Annotated in this window: 17 protein-coding genes; 11 read left to right on the top strand and 6 right to left on the bottom strand. The window is 59.1% G+C overall.

Annotation, left to right across the window (positions count from 1 at the left end; translation table 11 throughout):
* Positions 1-21 precede the first annotated feature (21 nt).
* Complete coding sequence (locus tag CDUR_RS02890) at positions 22-372, top strand: DUF2185 domain-containing protein (protein WP_179418919.1); 351 nt, start codon at positions 22-24, stop codon at positions 370-372.
* A 10-nt stretch (positions 373-382) separates the two neighbouring features.
* Here CDUR_RS02890 and hypE read toward each other — a convergent pair whose 3' ends face one another.
* The gene (gene hypE / locus CDUR_RS02885; protein WP_179418918.1) at positions 383-1,510 is read right to left on the bottom strand and encodes a hydrogenase expression/formation protein HypE; all 1,128 of its coding nucleotides are present in this window, start codon (positions 1,508-1,510) and stop codon (positions 383-385) included.
* 69 nt (positions 1,511-1,579) lie between these two features.
* Here hypE and CDUR_RS02880 point away from each other — a divergent pair, with 69 nt between their 5' ends.
* From CDUR_RS02880 to CDUR_RS02860, 5 genes are all read left to right on the top strand, one after another.
* Positions 1,580-1,849, top strand: coding sequence for a HypC/HybG/HupF family hydrogenase formation chaperone (locus CDUR_RS02880; protein WP_179418917.1), 270 nt, complete (start codon positions 1,580-1,582; stop codon positions 1,847-1,849).
* Between the two features lie 8 nt (positions 1,850-1,857).
* Positions 1,858-3,006: a hydrogenase formation protein HypD gene (gene hypD, locus CDUR_RS02875; RefSeq protein WP_179418916.1), complete on the top strand. Its 1,149-nt coding sequence runs from the start codon at positions 1,858-1,860 to the stop codon at positions 3,004-3,006.
* A 2-nt stretch (positions 3,007-3,008) separates the two neighbouring features.
* Positions 3,009-3,635 (top strand): Type 1 glutamine amidotransferase-like domain-containing protein, encoded by a 627-nt coding sequence (locus CDUR_RS02870; protein ID WP_179418915.1) that lies wholly within the window; start codon positions 3,009-3,011, stop codon positions 3,633-3,635.
* Between the two features lie 106 nt (positions 3,636-3,741).
* Positions 3,742-5,643, top strand: coding sequence for a vWA domain-containing protein (locus CDUR_RS02865; RefSeq protein ID WP_179418914.1), 1,902 nt, complete (start codon positions 3,742-3,744; stop codon positions 5,641-5,643).
* Between the two features lie 467 nt (positions 5,644-6,110).
* Entirely contained in the window at positions 6,111-6,647 is a 537-nt protein-coding gene (locus tag CDUR_RS02860) for a MarR family winged helix-turn-helix transcriptional regulator (RefSeq protein WP_179418913.1), read from the top strand.
* Here CDUR_RS02860 and purE read toward each other — a convergent pair.
* Genes purE through CDUR_RS02840 form a run of 4 tightly spaced genes read right to left on the bottom strand, consistent with a single transcriptional unit; the run spans position 6,637 to position 9,825 of the window.
* On the bottom strand, positions 6,637-7,134 hold the full coding sequence (gene purE / locus CDUR_RS02855; RefSeq protein ID WP_179418912.1) for a 5-(carboxyamino)imidazole ribonucleotide mutase: 498 nt from the start codon (positions 7,132-7,134) through the stop codon (positions 6,637-6,639). The two genes, CDUR_RS02860 and purE, sit on opposite strands and share 11 nt — an antisense overlap.
* 20 nt (positions 7,135-7,154) lie before the next feature.
* Positions 7,155-8,378, bottom strand: coding sequence for a 5-(carboxyamino)imidazole ribonucleotide synthase (locus tag CDUR_RS02850; protein WP_290208027.1), 1,224 nt, complete (start codon positions 8,376-8,378; stop codon positions 7,155-7,157).
* Between the two features lie 36 nt (positions 8,379-8,414).
* Positions 8,415-8,996 (bottom strand): hypothetical protein, encoded by a 582-nt coding sequence (locus tag CDUR_RS02845; RefSeq protein ID WP_006062543.1) that lies wholly within the window; start codon positions 8,994-8,996, stop codon positions 8,415-8,417.
* A 1-nt stretch (position 8,997) separates the two neighbouring features.
* The gene (locus CDUR_RS02840) at positions 8,998-9,825 is read right to left on the bottom strand and encodes a biotin--[acetyl-CoA-carboxylase] ligase (RefSeq protein WP_179418911.1); all 828 of its coding nucleotides are present in this window, start codon (positions 9,823-9,825) and stop codon (positions 8,998-9,000) included.
* Between the two features lie 341 nt (positions 9,826-10,166).
* Here CDUR_RS02840 and CDUR_RS02835 point away from each other — a divergent pair, with 341 nt between their 5' ends.
* From CDUR_RS02835 to CDUR_RS02825, 3 genes are all read left to right on the top strand, one after another.
* Positions 10,167-11,798 carry an acyl-CoA carboxylase subunit beta gene (locus CDUR_RS02835; protein WP_179418910.1) on the top strand — a complete coding sequence of 544 codons (1,632 nt, stop codon included), beginning with the start codon at positions 10,167-10,169 and terminating at the stop codon, positions 11,796-11,798.
* A gap of 154 nt (positions 11,799-11,952) precedes the next feature.
* A complete protein-coding gene (locus CDUR_RS02830) occupies positions 11,953-13,587 on the top strand; it encodes an acyl-CoA carboxylase subunit beta (protein WP_179418909.1) in 1,635 nt (544 codons plus the stop codon).
* A gap of 26 nt (positions 13,588-13,613) precedes the next feature.
* On the top strand, positions 13,614-13,862 hold the full coding sequence (locus CDUR_RS02825; RefSeq protein WP_006062547.1) for an acyl-CoA carboxylase subunit epsilon: 249 nt from the start codon (positions 13,614-13,616) through the stop codon (positions 13,860-13,862).
* Between the two features lie 99 nt (positions 13,863-13,961).
* On the opposite strand, the gene CDUR_RS02820 is transcribed toward CDUR_RS02825, so the two are convergent.
* Entirely contained in the window at positions 13,962-14,639 is a 678-nt protein-coding gene (locus CDUR_RS02820) for a TetR/AcrR family transcriptional regulator (RefSeq protein ID WP_179418908.1), read from the bottom strand.
* 105 nt (positions 14,640-14,744) lie between these two features.
* On the opposite strand from CDUR_RS02820, the gene CDUR_RS02815 reads away from it, so the two are divergent.
* Both CDUR_RS02815 and CDUR_RS02810 read left to right on the top strand, forming a co-directional pair.
* Positions 14,745-15,632, top strand: coding sequence for an NAD-dependent epimerase/dehydratase family protein (locus CDUR_RS02815; RefSeq protein ID WP_179418907.1), 888 nt, complete (start codon positions 14,745-14,747; stop codon positions 15,630-15,632).
* A 9-nt stretch (positions 15,633-15,641) separates the two neighbouring features.
* Positions 15,642-16,238, top strand: a complete 597-nt coding sequence (locus CDUR_RS02810) for a Maf family protein (RefSeq protein WP_179418906.1) — start codon at positions 15,642-15,644, stop codon at positions 16,236-16,238.
* Positions 16,239-16,322: the final 84 nt, after the last annotated feature.

Below are 16,322 nucleotides of genomic sequence, written 5' to 3'. Positions count from 1 at the left end.
GCACCAGGTTGAGTGGGATCCATGGAATTCATACCAAATGCTGGCGCGTGCCTGGCTACGCTCAACGTTATTAACAGAACGGGTGTTGTGCGGTGGATGGTTCGCGTCCCATCTCAGATGCCCGCAGACAATGGTTGGCAGATCATGAGCCACCTGGACACCACCGAGTATCTCAACGATCTTGCCAACTGGCGGATTGTTGACTTCAACGATCTGTGTGCCATCGAACCCGCCCTGATTGGCATTTGGGATATGCCGGTCGGCTCCGACTTGCAGATTGTGCGTGATGATCGTATACGCATCTTCGATACTCCGACCGGTCGGGAAATCCCCGTAGAAGCATGGTATGTGCCGCCGGACAAACGTGCTTAAGAAGTCCGCGTCAGCAAATCCTCGGCAGCGGGTCGCCCACCAGCATGTCCACCATGCGGGTGCCACCAAAGCCGGTGGTCAGCACTACAGAGGAAGCGGGTTCTTCCACGATGCGTCCGATACTCACCGCCTCTGGGCAGCCTGCGGCTCGTAAAGCCTCCAGAGCCGCGTCCGCCTCCGCGTCGCTGACCACCGCCACGAAGGTGCCTTCATTGGCCACATAGAGGGGGTCAATACCTAGCATGTCGCAGGCCCCACGGGTGAGATCGCGGACGGAAATCGCGGCGTCATCAAGCACAATGCCCAGGCCGGTGTCGCGGGCGAGTTCGTTCATCACGGTGGCCAGGCCGCCACGGGTGGCATCACGGAGCCAGTGGGGCGAGGCGGCGTTGAACAGCGCGGAGGTGTAGTGGTTGATCGCCTGCGTGTCGGATTCAATGGGAGCGGCAATGGCCAGGTCGCCGCGGGCAAGCATCACGGCCATGCCGTGATCAGCAATTGGGCCAGACAGCAGAATCCTGTCCCCCACCTGTGGCTTCTCCGTCAACCTCCCGGCGGGCACCATGCCCACCCCGGCGGTGGTGATGTACATCTTGTCACAGGCACCCTGAGGAACCACCTTGGTGTCCCCAGCAACAATGCGCACCCCGGCGCGTTCAGCGGCGGCGCGCATCGCCTCGGCCTGGTGGCGCAGTTCCGCGATGGGCAGCCCCTCTTCCAGAATGAAGGCCACGGAAATAACCGCAGGTTCCGCACCCGCGACTGCGAGATCGTTCACCGTTCCGTTGATCGCGAGTTCACCGATGCAGCCACCGGGAAAGTTAATGGGGTTGACCACGTAAGAATCGGTGGAAAACGCCAGGGAAGCGGCGTCGGCACCCGAAGCACCACCCGATGCGGAGCCAGCAGCAGCCAGGTCCGCCAACGCAAGCACCGCCGAATCCCCGCGCGCATCCAGCACCTCATTGCCATAACCGCCGTAGAACACGTTCTCCACCAGCGCTGCTGATGCTTTGCCGCCGGAGCCGTGGGCGAGGGTCACATAATCGTCGGTGAGGCGGAACGGCCGCGCACGCACACGATTGATATTGGTGTTGACGGTATCTTCGTTGTCGTTGAGGCGATTCTTCGGATCCATGTGAACACATGGTAGTCGGATACCCCCTGCAGGTGCTGGTAGTGTCAAACACGTCAGAAGGAGTGAAACATGTGCCTAGGGGTACCAGCCCAAGTCGTGGATATTCACGACACAGCCCGAGCCACAGTGAGCATCAGTGGGGTCTCCCGCATGATTTCCACCGACCTCATGATTGGTGAAGAACTCGCCGTTGGCGATTGGGTCCTCATCCATGTGGGTTTCGCGCTCGGGAAAATCGACGAAGCCGAAGCCACCGAAACGCTGAAACAAATCAAACAACTCGGCGGCGGCACATTCGAAGACGAATTGGAATCCTTCACCTCCTCACAGATTGAGTGACTTGAACTATGAAATACGTTGACGAATTCCGCGACCCCGACGCCGCAAAAGCCCTGCTCACCCGCATCCATGACGACGCCGAGAAACTAGGCCGATCCATCTCCCTCATGGAAGTCTGCGGCGGGCACACCCACACCATCTACCGCTACGGGCTGGAAAACCTACTGCCCAGCTCCATTGAACTGGTGCACGGCCCCGGCTGCCCGGTATGCGTACTGCCCATGGGCCGGGTTGACGACGCCCTGTGGCTCGCCCAACAGCCCAACGTCATTCTCACCTGCTTCGGCGACATGATGCGTGTGCCCGGCTCCACCGAATCCCTCATGCAAGCCCGCGCGCGGGGTGCCGACGTCCGCTTCGTCTACTCGCCGCTTGATGCCCTCAAGCTCGCCAAAGAAAACCCCTCCAAGGAAGTCATCTTCTTTGGCATCGGCTTTGAAACCACCGCGCCCTCCACCGCAGCGACGCTGGAGGCTGCCCGCGTAGGCAACGTGACCAACTTCTCTGTGTTCAGCAACCACGTTGCCATCGAACCTCCACTCCAAGCGCTCATCAATGGCGGCGACACCAACGTTGACGGCTTCATCGCGCCGGGGCATGTTGCCACGATCGTGGGCACGAAGGCTTTTGACTTTCTGCCCACACAGCACAACAAACCCACCGTCATCGCGGGATTCGAACCTTTGGACATCCTTCAAGCCGTGGACATGCTGCTCACGCAGTTTTTGGCACGCGACCTCTACGGCAAACCCGCCCGCGTGGAAAACCAATACGCGCGCGTGGTTTCCGAACAAGGCAATGCTGTGGCTCTAAAACTCATGTCGCGTGTCTTTGAAGTGCGCAAGACCTTCGAATGGCGCGGACTTGGCTGGATTCCCGAATCCGGCCTGGCCATTGCAGAGGAATACTCGCAGTGGGACGCCGAGAAGCGCTTCACCATCCCCGGCAACCGCGTGCCCGACCCCGCAGCCTGCGAATGCGGATCCGTGCTGACCGGCAAAATCAAGCCCTGGCAGTGCCGTGTCTTTGGCACCGCCTGCACGCCCGCAACACCCATCGGCACCTGCATGGTCTCCCCCGAGGGTGCCTGTGCCGCCTACTACAATTTCGGGCGCATCAACCGGGAGGCTGCTGCGGCTGCAGCTGGGGCACTGTAGTCATGATGCTGCTGTTTTCCCACTTTGCTCAGGCCACATCGCTTGTACCAACGGTGCTAGGTAACAGCACTGTTGGCACGCAGGTGGTGTTTATTCCCACCGCCGCGTTAGCGGAGGCCGTGGACATGTCTGAGTACACCGCAGGAAACCGACAGGCGCTTGAAGGCTTGGGGTTCGCCGTTGTTGAATTAGAACTCTCCACAGCTACACCTTCAGAGATTGAGCAGACTATCACTCAGGCTGATGCCCTGTTCATTGACGGCGGAAACACCTTCTACCTGCTCCAAGAGCTGAAACGCACTGGCGCATATGACCTGGTCAAAAACCATATCCGCGCCGGGAAGCTCTACATGGGCAACTCCGCAGGTTCCATCATTACAACTCCTGATATCGGCTACTGCACCGCAATGGAGCATATGGATTCGAACAAACTCAACGGCAGTGTTGATACCCGTGGGCTGGGCGCAGTTGATTTCTACCCTGTTCCCCACGTGGGCAACCCCATGTTTGATAAGGCAGTGCACACCATCATCGCTGACTACACGGACCGATTGAGTCTCCTGCCGCTGACCGACCAGCAAGCAGTGCATATTCACGACGGCATAGCCACGACCTTAGCCGCACAGTAACCCCGTTTAGGGGTAACATGTAACCGAACGCATGTATGCGGGAACATTCTCCACCGCAGCGCGCATTCCTTTAGCGTAAACGTTGACAACGGTAGAGGTGTTTCACATGCACAGATCGCGAATACTCGCAGCTCTCGGCACCATCATCGGGCTGGGACTGGCGTTGATGCCGCCCGCAGGGGCCACGGAGAACATGGATCCCACGGTCGTCGTTTTGGACGCATCAGGGTCCATGCTGCAAAAAGACGTGGGTGGACAGACCCGCATGGACGCCGCAAAACAAGCCACCACCGAGTTTGTGTCCGAAGCCCCCAAGGACGCGCAGCTCGGCCTGGTTACCTACGGCACGGGCACCGGCAGCAGCGATGCTGAAAAAGAAGCAGGTTGCAGGGACATCACCGTGCTCGCCAGGCCCGGAGAGAAGCCTAGCGACGCCCTGAAAAATGAGGTCAACGGCCTGCAACCCAGGGGTTACACGCCCATCGGCAATTCCCTGCTCAAGGCCAACGAACTACTACCCAAAGACGGCAAACGCTCCATCGTCCTGGTCTCCGACGGCATCGACACCTGCGCACCGCCGCCCGTCTGCGACGTGGCCAAACAACTCAAGGAACAAGGCACTGAACTGGTGGTTCACGCCATCGGTTTCATGGTTGACGACGCCGCGCGCGCCGAACTCACCTGTGTCGCCAACGTCACTGGTGGCACCTACGCTGACGCCTCCAGCAAAGAAAGTCTGAAAGCCACACTCACCAAGGCCGCCACCCGCACGGCTGTGGGGTATCAAGCAGCACAAAAAACCATCGAATTCACACCAAATCAAGGCGACGCCCAGACGCTTGAGGTAGGAACCGTTGATAATCCAGCCAGAGTTTCCGCGAAACCACCAACGATGCCCATGTCTAAGAACAGCTTTGTCAAAGTGAACTTCCCCAACAACCACCGCCTCCACGTGGGCTACACCGTCGTTCCCAACAAGATTGGAACCAGGATGCTGGGGGACGCATACGGCCTGGGTATGGGTATATACGGACCAGGAGCATCGAGTCCTTACCCCTGCGGGGATACTGACGAAAATTACGTGACCAGCGTCGATGATGCTGAACCAGAGCTCGGCTGGCTGATGTCTACCAAGGAAAACAGCAACAACTGCCCACCAGACAAACTCTATCTTGGCGTACGCACACAAGACGCCCCACACACCGTGGACATGACCGTCGCAGCCGTACCCATTCCCAGCGACAAAGGAGACGCTTTCAACGAATCCCCCAGCGCAGCACGTGCCAAAACCGACGTTCTACCCTTTGCCGCCGGGAACACCACAGAGGTCAAAGGGGGAACCCAAGCAGACAACGCCCCTGAGGTCAAGGACACCGCCATCTCTGAAATTGTGGAGGGAGAAACCCAATACTTTGCAGCACCCGTGGGCTGGGGCCAAGCGCTGGACGCAACAGTGGAAGTCCTTGACGACCCATCAGACAAAGAAAACAGCGCTTCGGATAAAGTTGCACGCGTCCTTAAGTTCAGTGCGGTGAACTCCCTCGGCGAAGAACAATCCCTCATTGAAGACACCGACACGCTCAGGGTGGCTGACATCAGAAAACCTGTGGCAACTGGCACCATGTACCCCATTTCCTACGCCAACGTTGATGTCAACGACGTGCAACAGCAAACCTCATGGCTCGCCGGAAAAAACTACTTCCGGGTCCGGTTTGAACGTTACGTCGGCAGCACCGACGAACACACCCAACTCAAACCAGTGAAATACCGCGTAACACTCAGGCCATCCGGCAAAGAAGTTGCCGGTCCAAAGTTTGATAACACGGCGGTGAACAGTTCTGGTGGGGCCGATTCCCGTTCTACGAGTATGGCCGCACCAGATTCCACCGCTCAAGCACAGAAGACAGGACTGAACCGGTGGTTGTATGTGGGTGTTGGCGCACTTGCCGTGCTGCTATTAGTTGTTGTGGGCGCAGTCATGTGGGTTGTGAGGAGGAGTAAGGGGTAAGAAAGTCACGCACCCACAAAAACAGTTCGGTTCATGATCCCCCCCCCAATTGGAATCGTTGCCGCTATTGCATGCGTTGGCGGCATTATCCGGGAATGCACGTTACACTATTGTGCAACTAAAATCACGGCGACATAGAAAAGGTGATGCTCTCAATTGGAACCACGCAAGAATAAGAAGCCAGTATCCACATGGCTCGGTTTAAACAGTGATGATGGCCCGAACATTGACGGACGATCAGATATTCCTCTTGCAAAATCGATGCCTGTCATTCAAAGAATACTAATCCTTATTGTTTGGGGTTTCGTTTGCTTGGGAACTTTTTTCTTCTTTAAAGAATTGAAAATTAATGTTGCCGCCGCTTTACTCGCAGTATCGCTTTTCAGCAATGGCCTAGCAGTGTTATCCAATACCACTAGGTAAAGGAAAGCCTCCCTACGTCTTGTGTCCTCAGCTACCCTAGTCACGTGACTGACGACGCTAACCCCACAGACACCGACACTCCGCAAGCACTCCCATGTCTCCCCCGGCTTCGCCGCGGCAAAGCTTTCTTCGAGGCGGACAGCATGGCTCGGTTGGGCTTGCACATCAAGCTCGCCGAACAGGCCCTCATCGCGGCGAAAACCGAGGCACTGAAGCCTTTCGGATTGCCGGTCGCACAGTATGCGGTGCTTGCGGCGTTGTACTACCACCCGGGGCAATCGTCAGCGCAGTTGGCACGAACCGCCGCCGTCACCCCACAGACGATGGCGAGTGTGTTGGCGCGACTGGAGGATAAGAAGCTCATCAGCCGCACTCCATCGGAGGCACATGCGAAGGTTCTGCTCACCTCCCTCACGAAAGAAGGGGAAGAACTTGTCCTCCAGGCCGACGAGCACGCGCGCGCGGTGGAGCAGCGACTGCTGGACGAGTTCACTCAGGCGGAACAAGAGCAGCTAAAAGACCTGCTCACCCGTGCCAGGAACCTCCTCCGCACCCAGCCCAAACAACCCCCTACCCCATAAGCTTCTTCCGCAGCGCCTCATCCTTCGCCAGCACCTCGTCACGCATACCTTCCTGGTATGCCACCATTTTGTCCGACAGTTCGGGAATGCCAGCTGAAAGAATCCGCACGGCCAGCAGGCCAGCGTTTTTCGCACCACCAATAGAGACGGTGGCCACTGGCACGCCGCCCGGCATTTGCACGATGGAGAGCAGCGAGTCCATGCCGTCGAGGTCTTTCAGCGCTCGCGGGATGCCAATCACGGGCAGCGGGGTGGCTGCCGCCACCATGCCAGGCAAGTGTGCGGCCCCACCGGCGCAGGCGATGATGCATTTCAGCCCACGTGTGTGTGCTTCCTTGGCGTAAGTCAGCATGCGTTCGGGAGTTCGGTGCGCAGAGACCACCCCCACTTCGAACGGAACGCCAAAGTCGGCCAGCACCTCAGCGGCGGGTTCGACGGTGGGCCAGTCGGAATCGGACCCCATGATCAGGCCAACAAGCGGGTTCATAGCAGCACTCCTTTGTGAAGTTAAGACACGTATCCATCAGCCCACACGGCATGGACCAGGAAATGGGCGGCGAGCTGGGCGCGGCGTCGTAAAGCGGCAGAAGCGGCAGGGCTGTTACCGGAAACATTGACGTGCCCGATTTTACGTCCCGGGCGCCAGGTTTTGCCGTACAGGTGGATTTTCGCATCGGGGAACCTACGCCACACCTCGGCCATGCGCTGCGGCATGGGCATGTCGGGGTCGTCAGGTCCGCCCAGCACGTTCGCCATCACCGTGGTCTCGGCGAGCATGTCTGTCGAGCCGAGCGGCAAATCCAGCACGGCCCGCAGGTGCTGCTCAAACTGGCTGGTCACACACCCGTCCTGCGTCCAGTGGCCAGTGTTGTGGGGGCGCATGGCCAGCTCGTTGACCCAGATGCCCTCAGCATCCTCAAACAATTCCACCGCTAGCACCCCCGTTACCCCCAATTCAGTAGCAATCTGCACCGCCAGTTCCCTGCTTTGCGACGCCCGGTCCTCCCGCAAGTCCGGCGCGGGAGCAACCGCCTCCGCACACACTCCCCCAACCTGTACGGATTCCACCACCGGCCACGATGCCACCTCACCTGACGGGGTGCGAGCCACCATCGCGGACAGTTCCCGCACGAGCTCAACCTTCTTTTCCGCCATGAGCGGCACCCCTTGGCCGAGCAAATCCTCCACCAGCTGTTCTAGCTCCTCAGCGCCGTGTGGGAACCACACACCCTTGCCGTCGTAGCCACCGCGTCGGGCTTTGAGGCACACCGCACCATCAACCTGCCGGTAAAAATCCAACGCATCCTGCGCAGTCTCAATGGCTACAAACGGCGGCACCGGCGCACCCATACCCTGGAGGCGCTCACGCATGACCAGTTTGTCTTGGGCGTTCACCAGCGCATGCGGCCCAGGTTGAACATTAATCCCCTCCGATATGAGGGTTGTCAGGTGTTCGGTGGGCACGTGCTCATGGTCGAAGGTGACCACGCTGGCACCACGAGCGGCGCGGCGGAGGTCGTCAAGGTTGGTGTAGTCGCCTAGCACCACGTCTGCGGCCACTTGAGCAGCGGACGCATCGAGTGCTCCAGCCAACAGGCGTATCGATTGCCCCAGCTCGACAGCTTCGGTCTGCATCATTCGGGCAAGTTGGCCATCGCCCACCACCGCCACAACGGGCATCCCGGGGGCGTGTGCGCTCACATTGTCAACAGTGTTCGGGAGGTTAGTCACGCGCTCAACTATAGCGACACACACCCGGCGCGTTGATCAGCGCAATGGTTGGTAGCGGTTCGGGTACTGAGGCCCACCAGCTGGCCCATCTGAACCGCCGTAGCCCCCACCAACCTGCCCTGCAGCGTTGTGGTGCGCCACGGCAATGGCATCGTTGATGGTCTGCGCTATTTTCTTCGTTCGCGGCATGTTGCGGATCAGGATGGGTCCGAAACCGTGGGTGTTCACGATCAGATGGTTGCCGCGCCGCGAGGCGTTGTAGATTCCCACCAGGGGAATGGTGTCCAGGCTGGTGGTCAGCCCAGGGGCACGCAACAGTACACGGCTGGTGGTCACCACAAGCCGCGAGCGGCAGGCGCGCACGAGCGGAAGCACGAAACGCAGGAAGCCTAACACCATCCACGCCACCACCAGCATGTTGCGACCTTGGACGCTCAGGGTCAGTCCGGTTTGCACGCCAAGTTCGTCGTAGGTGGGAATGCGATCAAAGTACCCAATGATCATCCACCCCAGCCCTGTGATCAGCAGCAGCTCCAGGGTGGGAAACAGCATAGCGCGCATTGTCGCCGTCACGTTGACCAGGATGTGTTCACCTGGCGCGAGTTTGGGGTTGGCCATGTTACTGCAACCTCAGGTGTGTCACATCGCCTGCGGCAAGAACGTGCTCAGATCCCTGCTTATCGACGACCACCAATCGGCCATCGTCGGCAACATCGCGGACGGTGCCCAACAACTCTTCGTCGCCGGGGAGCAGGACTTTCACGTCAGCGCCAATGCTGGAGCACACGGCACGATAGTCGGCCATGAGCTGCGGGTCCGCATCTACCCACTGGTTGATGCGGTGATGCAGTGCCAGCAGCACGTCAGCGGTGAGCTGCGCGCGGTCAATCTCAATGCCAGGGGCTTCCAGGTCGAGTGAGGTGGCGTGTGGGACGGGTAGCTCCTCGGTGGTGATGGAGACGTTCAACCCCAAGCCGATGACCACCGCAGGTTCGGGGCCTAAACTGACCGCCTCGGCAAGGATGCCGCAGAGTTTACGCCCGTCGATGAGCACGTCATTGGGCCATTTCAGCTGGGGTGTGAGTTTGTCGGTGGCATCGGGGTGGCGTGCTGCGGTGGCGGTCAGGGCGTCGATAATGGCAAGCCCCGAGACCAGCGGCATGGTGCCCAAACGTTCGATGCTTTCGGCGGTGGGACGGATGAGAATGGAGAGGGTGACTTGGGAACCTTTGGGGGCGGTCCAGACGCGCCCGTGGCGGCCACGGCCGGAGTTTTGGTATTCGGTGACTGCTGCGGTCCATGCGGGGGCGTTCTGGTGGCCCGCTGCAACGAGGTCCGCGTTGGTGGATCCAGTGAAGGCCGTGTAATCCACCCGCGCGTAAGGTCCGCTGGGGTTGGCAACGGCGGCGCGGATCGCCGCAATGTCAACGGGTTCACGAGAAGTCATAGAACACACTCTAGCGTTTTTCTTGGGTGTGAAATATTGTCGCCACACCACCATCACATCAAAGCCACAGGCAGGCGGACAGATGCTGGCTGCAAATAACCTCAGATAGCGCCGAAAAGACATCGAAGTGTTATCAAACCGTGTCGTTCGGCCGCCTTTACCAGTGTCATGCACCACATTTCATAACCACACCCACACGATACATTTTTGTTTCTGTCCGGTTAGCACGGCTGCAACCTGCGGATTTGTGGGTTTAGCGGACTAATAAACAATGTCAGTGGCCCAAATCACGCCTCTTTTGTTCTGGAAAACAAGGATGGTTTGGTCTAGGCTTCCAAAACATGACCATTTCCTCACCTTTGATCGACGTTGCTTCCCTCCCCGACATCAACACCACAGCCGGCAAACTCGCCGACCTAAAAGCTCGTCGTGCTGAAGCCACTTATCCCATGGGCAGGCGCGCCGTTGACAAGGTGCACCAGGCTGACCGCCTCACAGCCCGTGAGCGCCTAGACTTCCTCCTTGATGAGGGGTCCTTCATTGAGACCGACCAACTTGCCCGCCACCGCACCCACGCATTCGGCATGGGCACCAAGCGCCCCGCCACCGACGGCATCGTTACCGGCTGGGGCACCATCGATGGCCGCGAAGTATGCGTGTTCTCCCAAGACGGCACCGTATTCGGTGGTGCTCTAGGCGAGGTTTATGGCGAAAAAATGGTCAAGATTATGGAACTGGCCGTACAAACCGGCCGCCCTTTGATCGGCCTGTACGAAGGTGCCGGCGCCCGCATCCAAGACGGTGCCGTCTCCCTCGACCTTATTGCGCAGACCTTCTACCACAACATCAACGCCTCCGGCGTGGTTCCACAGATCTCCGTGATTATGGGCGCCTGCGCGGGCGGCAACGCTTACTCCCCGGCACTGACGGACTTTGTGGTCATGGTGGATAAAACCTCCAAGATGTTTGTGACCGGCCCGGACGTTATCAAGACCGTGACCAGCGAGGACATTAGCCAGGAAGACCTGGGTGGCGCCTCCATCCATATGGAAACCGCCGGCAACTCCCACTTCACCGCAGAATCCGACGAGGAAGCCCTCGAATGGGTCCAGGAGCTGGTGAGCTTCCTTCCCTCCAACAACCGCTCCTACGCCCCGTTCACGGAGTTCGAACGCGAAGAGGGAGCCATCACCGACAACCTCACCGCAGACGACCTGCGCCTTGATGAGATGATCCCGGACTCCCCCACCGTCCCCTACGACGTCCGCAACGTAATCGAGTGCATCACCGACGACGGCGAATACCTGGAGATCCAGGAAGACCGCTCCCCCAACGTGGTCATCGCTTTCGGGCGCGTCGAAGGCCAGTCCGTGGGGTTCGTGGCCAACCAGCCACTGCACTTCGCAGGCTGCCTGGACATTGACGCCTCAGAAAAGGCCGCCCGCTTCATCCGCACCTGCGACGCCTTCAACATCCCGATTGTGATGCTTGTCGACGTCCCCGGCTTCCTCCCCGGATCCGGCCAAGAGCACAACGGCATCCTCCGCCGTGGTGCCAAGCTCCTGTACGCCTACGGCGAAGCCACCGTCCCGAAGATCACCGTCACCATGCGCAAAGCCTACGGCGGAGCATACTGCGTGATGGGTTCCAAGGGCCTAGGTGCCGATCTCAACCTCGCATGGCCCACTGCCCAGATCGCCGTCATGGGCGCCGCCGGTGCCGTCACTTTCCTGCACCGCCGGGAAATCGCCGACGCTCAGAAGAAGGGCCACGACGTTGAGGAACTGGTTAAGTCCTTCGAGCGCGAGTACGAGGACTACATGCTCACTCCGTATCTCGCCGCCGAACGCGGACTTATCGACGCCGTGATCCTCCCCAACGAGACCCGAGGCCAGATTGCACGCAACCTACGGCTACTTCGCGACAAGAACGTACACCGCCCGGCCCGCAAGCACGGCAACATCCCGCTGTAAGGTTTAAGTCTCGTACCTTATATTTAGGCAGTCCCAAAACGGGGACTGCCTAAATCTTTGGCTACCCCCAAATATGTGTGGTTACCCACCACTTTGCGTAGCCACTTTGCCCACAACGGGAAATTTTTCTCCCCTACCCTTTACACTTATCCCCATGACGACTGCCACACAGAATCATACTGAGGGCACCACCGCCCCCGATCTGACTACCACCGCAGGCAAACTTGCCGACCTGCGCTCCCGCCTGGCCGAGACAAATGCCCCGATGGGGCAGGCCGCCATTGAACGCTCCCACGATGCTGGCAAGAAAACCGCACGTGAACGTATCGAATACTTACTTGACGATGATTCCTTCGTCGAGGTTGATGCCCTTGCCCGGCACCGTTCCAAGAACTTTGGGCTTGACGCAAAACGCCCCGTAACTGACGGCGTGGTTACCGGCTACGGCACCATTGACGGCCGCAAGGTGTGCGTCTTCTCCCAGGATGGCGCAATCTTCGGCGGCGCGCTAGGTGAGGTCTATGGCGAGAAAATCGTCAAAATTATGGATCTGGCCATCAAAACTGGTGTGCCGCTGATCGGCATCAACGAAGGCGCAGGTGCCCGCATTCACGAAGGTGTCGTGTCCCTGGGCCTGTACTCCCAGATTTTCTTCCGCAACACGCAAGCCTCCGGCGTTATCCCCCAAATTTCCCTGATTATGGGTGCCTGCGCGGGTGGGCACGTCTACTCCCCTGCTCTTACAGACTTCATTATCATGGTGGACAAGACCTCCAAGATGTTCATCACCGGCCCGGACGTTATCAAAACCGTCACCGGCGAGGAAGTCACCCAGGAGGAGCTGGGCGGCGCTAACACCCACATGAGCATGTCTGGCACCTCGCACTACACCGCGTCTGACGATGCCGACGCCCTCGACTGGACCCGTGAACTCGTGTCCTACCTGCCATCCAACAACCGCGCCGAGGCTCCCCGCGCGGAAGCAGACATCATGGTCGGTTCCATCAAGGAGAACATCAACGACTCCGATCTGGAATTGGATACCCTCATCCCAGATTCCCCGAACCAGCCGTACGACATGAAAGACGTGATCACCCGCGTTGTCGACGATGGTGACTTCCTGGAGATTCAGGAAGGTTACGCCGAGAACGTGCTCATCGGTTTCGGCCGTGTTGAAGGACGTTCGGTAGGCATTGTTGCCAACCAGCCGATGCAATTTGCAGGCTGCCTAGACATCAAGGCGTCGGAAAAGGCCGCGCGTTTCGTGCGTACCTGCGATGCCTTCAACATCCCGATCATTGAATTTGTGGACGTCCCTGGCTTCCTCCCCGGCACCTCCCAGGAATACGACGGCATTATCCGCCGCGGTGCAAAACTGCTGTTCGCCTACGCTGAAGCCACCGTGGGCAAGATTACTGTGATCACCCGCAAGTCCTACGGTGGTGCGTACTGTGTGATGGGATCCAAGGATATGGGTGCCGATATCGTGTTCGCATGGCCCACCGCCCAGATCGCCGTCATGGGTGCCGCCGGTGCCGTCGGCTTCATCTACCGCAAGGAGCTGAAGCAGGCCGCCGCCGAAGGTAAAGACGTGATGGCGGTGATGAAGGAGTACGAGCGCGAGTACGAGCAGACACTAGTCAACCCCTACATGGCTGCTGAACGCGGCTACGTGGATGCGGTTATTCCGCCATCTGAGACCCGCGGTCAGATTATTGAAGGCCTGCGGCTTTTGGACCGCAAGGTTGTCAGCGTGCCCGCCAAGAAGCACGGTAATATTCCGCTGTAGAACCCACCAACAACGGGAGTGTACACATGTCCGAATCCACAAACAGCGGGGCTAACCAGGAAAAGCCCGCGAAGCCGTTCCTTCGCATCCTCAAGGGCAACCCGGATGCTACACAGGTAGCCACCCTAACCGCGCTGTTTGCCACCATGGCCAGCAATGCGGCAGCCGCTCAGGAACAACAGCGTGACCGCAACCTGTGGGGCAACCTGGACGAGCGCCTACGCCGTCCCATGAGCTACAGCCCCTCCGCGTTCCAAAACGTGAGCTTCTACTAGGGGTGTGAGTTTCACAGAGGTCTATCTGCAGGCACAAAGCCTGGCAGGTAGACCTCTTTTGTTGGAGTAGCGGTTTCCCGCGCCCTGCGGTTGCACCTTCTACTTCCCTGGGAAATGGCTTCTCAGCAGTTCAAGATTATTTTCCACGGTGTGGCGGAGAAACACCGCCGGATCATCCACCACGCCGACAAGGTGGCCGAACAGTTCAAAACTGATCACACCGTAGATGGCCACAAAAAACGATGCCATGTATTCCGGCAGGTAGTCCATTGGGTCGTAAACTACACCGTCTGTAAGGTAGACACAGCTGGCGGCGAAAATCCGCCCAACTCCGGCCGCAGGGGGAATGGTGTCTTGGGGGGCTTTGTACCCCGGCACGGGCGTGCCGTAGATCAGCGCGTATTTATGAGGGTTGTCAAGCGCCCACTGGCGCAACGTCATGGCCAATAACACCACCAATTCAACGGTATCGTCCCAGGTGGTGGGCGGGGGCGTGGCGTGGGCATCAAACGCAGCTTGAACTGCGGCGGTTTGTTCATTGAAGGCGCGAATGATCATCGCGGTGTAAAGCTGGTCAATCCCGTTGTAGTAGCGGTATAGCGCAGAGGGCGCCATGCCCACATCTTGAGCTACTTTACGGAGACTTATGCCGCTAGCCCCAACTTCGGCAAGTTGCCGCTCAGCCGCCTCAATGATCTTTTTTTCTGTCGCAGCACGGGCAGTGGCTCGTTTTCCTACGGCTCGCTTTCCTTGTGACTGCGGGCGGGTCGGGCTCATGTGATGCATTATCTCACATCATGTGATCTTTCACCACAAAACGAGAACACTGTTCTCATTATGCTACAGTAAAGAGAGAACACCGTTCTCGAAAGGATCGTCATCATGGCACGCCACCTCATCATTGGCGCAGGCCCCATTGGCCGCGCCACCACCACAGCCCTACAGAAGAGGGGCCACACTGTCACCATCGCCACCCGAAGCGGAACGCGCTACGGTAGCGCAGAGAGTGTCACCCTGGATGCCACCGACACCCCAGCACTCACCCGCGCGGCCACAGGATGCGACAGCATCATCGTCTGCACCAATCCGCCCTACCACCAGTGGGCAAAGGAATGGCCTCCCATCATCGACTCGGTGGTGCGCGCGGCCGTCAATACGCAGGCACGCATTGTGCTCATGGGAAACCTCTACCCCTTCGGGCGGCCTACCGGCCCCATGACCAACGCAACACCCGAAAACCCCACAGAGACAAAAGGTCAGGTCAGAGCCGGACTATGGAAAACCCTCACCCAGGCCGCCGAGCAACACGGCATCCTCGTGTCCGAGCTACGGGCAAGCGACTACTTTGGCGACGACGCCGGGCCTGTCACACACCTCGGAGACCGCTTCACCACACCTGTCCATAACGGCAAAACCGCACGAGTCATCGGTGACCCCGACGCACTACATTCTTGGTCCTACCTCCCCGACATCGGGGAATGCCTAGCCATCCTCGCCACCACACCCGAACTATCAGGCAAATACTGGGTTGGGCCATCCTCAGGCAATGCCACCATGCGGGAGATCGCACGCCGCATCAACCCCAAGGCATCCGTCAAACAGCTCCCACCAGCAATGCTCAAAACCATTGCGCTGTTCTCGCCCATGGTGCGCGAAGTGCTGGCCATCCACTACCAACACACCGACACCTACATCCTGGACGACTCCGAACTCCAGCGTGCTTTCCACTTCACCCCGACCCCACTCGCCAGCATCTTCCCTAATCCGTAGGCTAGGTGCATGCGCATCGTTCTCGCCTCCGCCTCCCCTTCGCGGCGCTTCATCCTCGAATCAGCCGGGGTGGATCCCATCATCCACCCCGCCAACATCGACGAAGACGCCCTCATCGCCTCGCTTAACGACGCCCCACCACGCGAGGTCATCCTTGCGCTCTGCGCCGCAAAAGCGGAGGCAGTGGCCGCTCAGTATCCCGACGACATTGTCATCGGCTGTGATTCCATGCTGCTACTTAACGGGACTCTCCAAGGAAAACCCCACACCATTGATGCGACCATTAACCGCTGGAAAGCCCAACGCGGCAAGAACGCCGACCTTATCACCGGGCACTGCATCGTCGCGCCGGGTGGTGAACAGCGGGTACTGGACGCGGCGTCGACAAGCGTAACTTTTGGCGATGTCAGCGATGCCGACATTGACGCCTACGCGCGCAGCGGCGAACCACTCGAATGCGCAGGCGCTTTTACCTTAGAAGCGCTGGGCGGATGGTTCATTGACCGCATCAACGGCGACCCCTCCAATGTCATCGGGTTATCGCTGCCACTAGTGCGGCGCGCGCTGTACAGCTTTGGCATTGATGTTGCCGACGTGTGGCGCTAACTAGATGGGGCTAACGGTTCTCAGCCCTTCCTCACCTAGAGCGACGCTTCCCTACCCCACAACAACGCGGTTCGCACAAGTGCA

This window comes from Corynebacterium durum, from assembly GCF_030408675.1.
Taxonomy (GTDB): domain Bacteria; phylum Actinomycetota; class Actinomycetes; order Mycobacteriales; family Mycobacteriaceae; genus Corynebacterium; species Corynebacterium durum.
Note: the sequence above shows the minus strand (reverse complement) of the source record. Positions and strands in the feature narration are given on the sequence as shown.

Coding starts and splice junctions, on each gene's coding strand:
- CDUR_RS02890 (WP_179418919.1), top strand. CDS start 22: ATGGAATTCATACCAAATGCTGGCGCGTGCCTGGCTACGCTCAACGTT.
- hypE (WP_179418918.1), bottom strand. CDS start 1,510: ATGGATCCGAAGAATCGCCTCAACGACAACGAAGATACCGTCAACACC.
- CDUR_RS02880 (WP_179418917.1), top strand. CDS start 1,580: ATGTGCCTAGGGGTACCAGCCCAAGTCGTGGATATTCACGACACAGCC.
- hypD (WP_179418916.1), top strand. CDS start 1,858: ATGAAATACGTTGACGAATTCCGCGACCCCGACGCCGCAAAAGCCCTG.
- CDUR_RS02870 (WP_179418915.1), top strand. CDS start 3,009: ATGATGCTGCTGTTTTCCCACTTTGCTCAGGCCACATCGCTTGTACCA.
- CDUR_RS02865 (WP_179418914.1), top strand. CDS start 3,742: ATGCACAGATCGCGAATACTCGCAGCTCTCGGCACCATCATCGGGCTG.
- purE (WP_179418912.1), bottom strand. CDS start 7,134: ATGAACCCGCTTGTTGGCCTGATCATGGGGTCCGATTCCGACTGGCCC.
- CDUR_RS02845 (WP_006062543.1), bottom strand. CDS start 8,996: ATGGCCAACCCCAAACTCGCGCCAGGTGAACACATCCTGGTCAACGTG.
- CDUR_RS02840 (WP_179418911.1), bottom strand. CDS start 9,825: ATGACTTCTCGTGAACCCGTTGACATTGCGGCGATCCGCGCCGCCGTT.
- CDUR_RS02835 (WP_179418910.1), top strand. CDS start 10,167: ATGACCATTTCCTCACCTTTGATCGACGTTGCTTCCCTCCCCGACATC.
- CDUR_RS02830 (WP_179418909.1), top strand. CDS start 11,953: ATGACGACTGCCACACAGAATCATACTGAGGGCACCACCGCCCCCGAT.
- CDUR_RS02825 (WP_006062547.1), top strand. CDS start 13,614: ATGTCCGAATCCACAAACAGCGGGGCTAACCAGGAAAAGCCCGCGAAG.
- CDUR_RS02820 (WP_179418908.1), bottom strand. CDS start 14,639: ATGAGCCCGACCCGCCCGCAGTCACAAGGAAAGCGAGCCGTAGGAAAA.
- CDUR_RS02815 (WP_179418907.1), top strand. CDS start 14,745: ATGGCACGCCACCTCATCATTGGCGCAGGCCCCATTGGCCGCGCCACC.
- CDUR_RS02810 (WP_179418906.1), top strand. CDS start 15,642: ATGCGCATCGTTCTCGCCTCCGCCTCCCCTTCGCGGCGCTTCATCCTC.